This is a genomic window from uncultured Mycobacterium sp., assembly GCF_964249325.1.
Taxonomy (GTDB): Bacteria; Actinomycetota; Actinomycetes; order Mycobacteriales; family Mycobacteriaceae; genus Mycobacterium.
On sequence record NZ_CAXUCH010000199.1, the window covers coordinates 1 to 4328 of the forward strand.

Below are 4328 nucleotides of genomic sequence, written 5' to 3' on the forward strand. Positions count from 1 at the left end.
ATTCATCTCGTATGCCGATCAGGCCGATGTCGCATTGGTTTTCGCCCGCACGTCGGACCCCATGCTCAGCGCGTTTCGGGTGGACTGCTCGGCCCCGGGGTGGTCGGTGGACGCACCGAGCGAAGTGCTGTCGATGGGCGGCACCGAGGCGCGCCCGGTTCACCTTGATGGCGTTCGTGTTTCGCAGGCGCAGATGATCGGGCCAGAAGGAGCCGGATTCGAGATCATGCTCACCGGTGAGGCATTCGGCAAGATCCGGGCAGCCTCAATCTGCGTCGGCATCGCCAGGCGGGCCCTGCAGGAAGCGGCCGAGTACGGACTGACACGGCAGCACCGGGGTTCGCCAATTGCGAAGCGATTTCCTACGATCCAGGCACTGCTGGGCTGCGCAGCTGCTCAGGTGCTCGCGGCCGACGCGTTGGTATTGGCTTGCGCCGACGCGTTGGACCGAGGTTCGGCGATCGCGGGCCAGGCAGCGGCCGCCCGCCTGACTGCGAGCCGCGCTGCCCGCGAAGCCGCCACCGCGGCGCTGCATGTCTGTGGCGCCTACGGCCTGACCCGCGACATGGTCGTTGAGCGGCTCTATCGGGAAGCAGTGTTCTTCGACGTCGCACAGGGCGTCGCGGAGATCCAACAGATCATCGTCGGTCGCGAACTGCTTTCAGCAGCGGAGCCAAAGAGCAGCAATGCCCAGCTGTGAGCGTCGCGCAACCGGCTACTACGCGCGCCCCCTGGTGTTTTCGGCAGTGATGCATGCCGACAGTGTGTTTCCGTCAGGAATGCACCTACCGCGCACGAAGACCATCCCGCGATATGTTGCACGGGACCGCCCACGCATCTTGCCCGCTGAGCTAGGCGGCAAAGTGCACGAGCGCCCGTTCATGTGTCGAGCTCGATCGTGATCGACCCGTCGGCCAGCGATCGCACCGACCCCCGAACGCCTGTGGGTACACGGTCGAAGGTTGCCGCACGCTTGCCTGCGCTGGAGACCACCAGCTCGCCGGCGTCACTGTCGACGGCCCACTCGGCGGCGTTCACCACGACACCCGGTCGGCCCGGAGCGCCGAGCCCCAGCGCCGGTCCCAACATGACGTACGGAACCACCTGCGGCGCAACGTCGGTGAGCCGAGCTAACGCGTCTGGGCGCGCCCACACGATCTCGACGTTTCGCAAAAGCTCTGCAACCGGCGGCTGTTCGGGCTCCAAGGCGCTCAGCGTCTCGCCCCCCAGACCAAAGATCGCCTTGACCGGCAGCCGCTGCAAAAACATCGACGTGCGCCGGGCATCGAAGCTCCACACTTCCGCGGTCAGATAGATGACACCGATCCGGCGCAGCGCACGCACAACTGGGCTGGTCCACGGACCCTCGTGCTGACTAATCGTGATCAATACCAGGTCGCCGGAGCCGAGGCCGGCCGATCGCAGCAGCGACTCCGCCCACTGCGCATCACGTTCGAATTCGTCCCAACCGATCTCGAAGTCGCGGAATTCCCCGCCGATACGGACCCGGCCGATCCCGACGATGGGCGAGCGGGGAAGCGCCTGGGCCGCCGCCGTCATCGTCGCCCGACTCATGCCTTCACCACCCGCGAGAACTTCGCAACACTCGATGATGTCGCGAGCAGATCATCGATCGGGCGCAGCTCGACATCCACCGGCACACCCAGCCCCGCTTCCAGCGCCCCGGTGGCCCGCCGGCGCAACTCCTCCAGATCCCCGGTACGCTCCGGGGGATATCCGGCTCGGACCCGAAGCCGCTGCATCGCATCGGCATACCGCACCACCTGGAAGATCCCATCACCCAACTCGGGAACCGATTCCACCAGCTGCCAGATCTCCGAGAGCATCACCGGTTTGGCGGCGACCAGCATCTCGTCGCCGCTGCGGCCCAGCACCCACATGCGGGCATGGGTACGCCCGCATGGCGCGGGCTCGCGCGTCATGCGCACGATGTCGCCCGAGCGGAACCGGACGTAAGGGGCCGCCCAGTTGTCCAGGTCGGTGGCGATGAGCTCGCCGATCTCGCGTTCGCCGACTGGTGCCCCGCTGACCGTGTCGAGCGTTTCGGCCAGCACCGTGTCCTCCCACAGCACATAGCCGTCGTGCTCGCGTCCTTCCCATGCTGTTCCGGTGTCCCCCGCGCTGGTGTAGGTGTACAGGTCGACGCCCCATTGGTCGCGAACCTTTTGGGTCAGCATCTTTCCCAGCGGCATCCCGGCGAACGCCGCGCCTTTCAGCGATGACAGCATTGCCTTGATGTCGTAACGGTTTTCGAGCTTTTCGAACTCCAGCACGATCGGCAGGAACAGTTGAAGGAAGGCCACCTGGTGTCGCTCAATGGCCTGCAGCACCTGCTCGCCCTGGCCGACCCAGGAGTCGATGTAGATCGGGATCAGCCCCATCATGTGCAGGAAGTCGTCGAAATAGCCGCGAAACGACCCCGGTGGCATCAGGACCTTGTCGCCCGGGCGAAGACCGATCTCCCAGAAATTCCGGGCATAGTGGGTGGGCAGCGGCGGGGCAACCTCCCAGATCTCGGGTATCAGCTCGGGCATGCCCGTGGTCCCCGATGTCGATGTGATCGAGGTCAGCTCCGAGACGTCGACGCACAGCAGCCCGCCGAACGGGTCGCCGGTGCGCTCCCGGTACGCCTTGATGTCGTCTTTGCAGAACGTGGGAACCTTGCTAGTGAAGTCGCCAAGGCACCGTATGTCGTCGGGCGACACCCCTGCGCCTGACCACAGCTCCCGGTAGAACGGCGAGTGTTCCCAGACGTAGGGCACCAGTTCAAGGATCCGCTTTTCCTGAAGAGCGGTGATCTGGTCGCGGCTGGCCATCTCGATCTCCGGCTCCAGGAACCGGCGTTCATACTCGACGCTCGCCGCGGGCGCGGTTTTTGTCGCTTGCACGCTGATGTCTGTTGTCATCTGCTCCCCGCGAGGTTTTGCACTGCGCTGTACCTTACACTGTAACGTGGCGGCCGCCGCATCGGTATAGGTTTGACGGATTGCGCCTGGTGGGAGGAGCGACCATGCCCGATGTCACGTTGTCCGACATCTGTAGCGAGCATCGGCGCCGCTACCCCGACCGGTTGGCGGTCATCGACGGCGCCAAGCGATACACCTGGCCGCAGTTGGACGAGCGGGTCAACCGGGCAGCGCGCGTGCTGGCCGAGCGCGGCGTAGCCCGGGGTGAGCGGGTGCTGTGGCTGGCCCAGACTTCGTCACGGTTTCTCGAGCTCATGCTGGCCTGTGCACGTCTTGGGGCGATGATCTGCCCGGCCAACTGGCGCCAGTCCGCCGAAGAGTTCGCGTTCGTGATCAACGACTTCTCCCCGAAGGTGATCGTCTGGCAAGACGAAGAGATCGGCGAGCGGGTGCACGAGGCCCGTGATCGTGTCTCGTCGAGCGCGGCCTGGATCCAACACGACAGCGACCAAGCTGGCAGCTACGAGGACCTACTGGCCGCAGCCAGCACGAAGCCAGTGTCTGCGAATGTGGATCCGCACGACGCGCTGCTGGTCATCTACACGGCAGCGCACTCGGGCCGACCCGCGGGCTCGATGCTGTCCCACCGCAACCTGATCGCGATGGCCCTTCAAACGGGCAAAATCACCGACGCCGACGAGAATTGCATTTTCGTCAATTCCGGACCGCTGTTTCATATCGGCAATTTCCAGTTCGAATCCCTGCCCGTGTTCGTCATGGGCGGCACCAACGTCTACATCCGCCGTGTCGAAGAGGAGGAACTCCTGCGGCTCATCGCCGCGGAGAAGGTCACCTCGGCGTTTCTGATGCCGCCGACCATCTTGAAGATGAAGGAGCTCAATACCTCAGCGGGCCTCGACATTTCGTCGCTGCGGGCCGGTGCGTTTGCGCCGCTGTGGGGCGACGCGTTGCCGCCCGACACGACCCGCTGGGGCAGCCACAGCGGGGGTTTCGGTCAGACCGAAGTCACCGGTTTGTCGGTACTGAACGGTTACGGCGGCAAGGGAGTCGGCAACTCAGGGCGACCCGGGCCGCTGTGCCAGGTGCGCATCGTCGACCCCGATGGCGTCGAGGTGCCCGACGGGTCGACCGGTGAGATCGTAATCCGCGGCGACACGGTGCATCTGGGGTACTGGAACCGGCCGGGCGTCAACGCCCGCCGGATGCGTGACGGCTGGTGGCACACCACTGACGCCGGCCGCCGCGAAACCGATGGCACCATCACGTTTCTCGGCACCTTGACGAGGATGATCAAGTCCGCCGCGGAGAACATCTATCCACCGGAAGTGGAGTCGTGCCTGGCCAGCCACCCCGCTGTGAAGCAGGCGGCGGTCATCGGAG

Annotated in this window: 4 protein-coding genes; 2 read left to right on the forward strand and 2 right to left on the reverse strand. The window is 65.2% G+C overall.

Annotation, left to right across the window (positions count from 1 at the left end; genetic code table 11):
• The coding region (locus tag ACFE99_RS19605; RefSeq protein ID WP_375488094.1) for an acyl-CoA dehydrogenase family protein at positions 1 to 700 on the forward strand (700 nt) is incomplete at its 5' end.
• Positions 701 to 879: 179 nt separating this feature from the next.
• On the opposite strand, the gene ACFE99_RS19610 is transcribed toward ACFE99_RS19605, so the two are convergent.
• Together ACFE99_RS19610 and ACFE99_RS19615 are read right to left on the reverse strand one after the other, a co-directional pair.
• The gene (locus ACFE99_RS19610) at positions 880 to 1575 is read right to left on the reverse strand and encodes a hypothetical protein (protein ID WP_375488095.1); all 696 of its coding nucleotides are present in this window, start codon (positions 1573 to 1575) and stop codon (positions 880 to 882) included.
• Positions 1572 to 2927, reverse strand: coding sequence for a phenylacetate--CoA ligase family protein (locus tag ACFE99_RS19615; RefSeq protein ID WP_375488096.1), 1356 nt, complete (start codon positions 2925 to 2927; stop codon positions 1572 to 1574). The genes ACFE99_RS19610 and ACFE99_RS19615 overlap by 4 nt, the downstream gene beginning before the upstream one ends.
• A 104-nt stretch (positions 2928 to 3031) precedes the next feature.
• Between ACFE99_RS19615 and ACFE99_RS19620 the strand changes: the two genes are divergently transcribed.
• Positions 3032 to 4328, forward strand: a 1297-nt coding sequence (locus ACFE99_RS19620) for an AMP-binding protein (RefSeq protein ID WP_375488097.1), incomplete at its 3' end; no start/stop codon positions are given.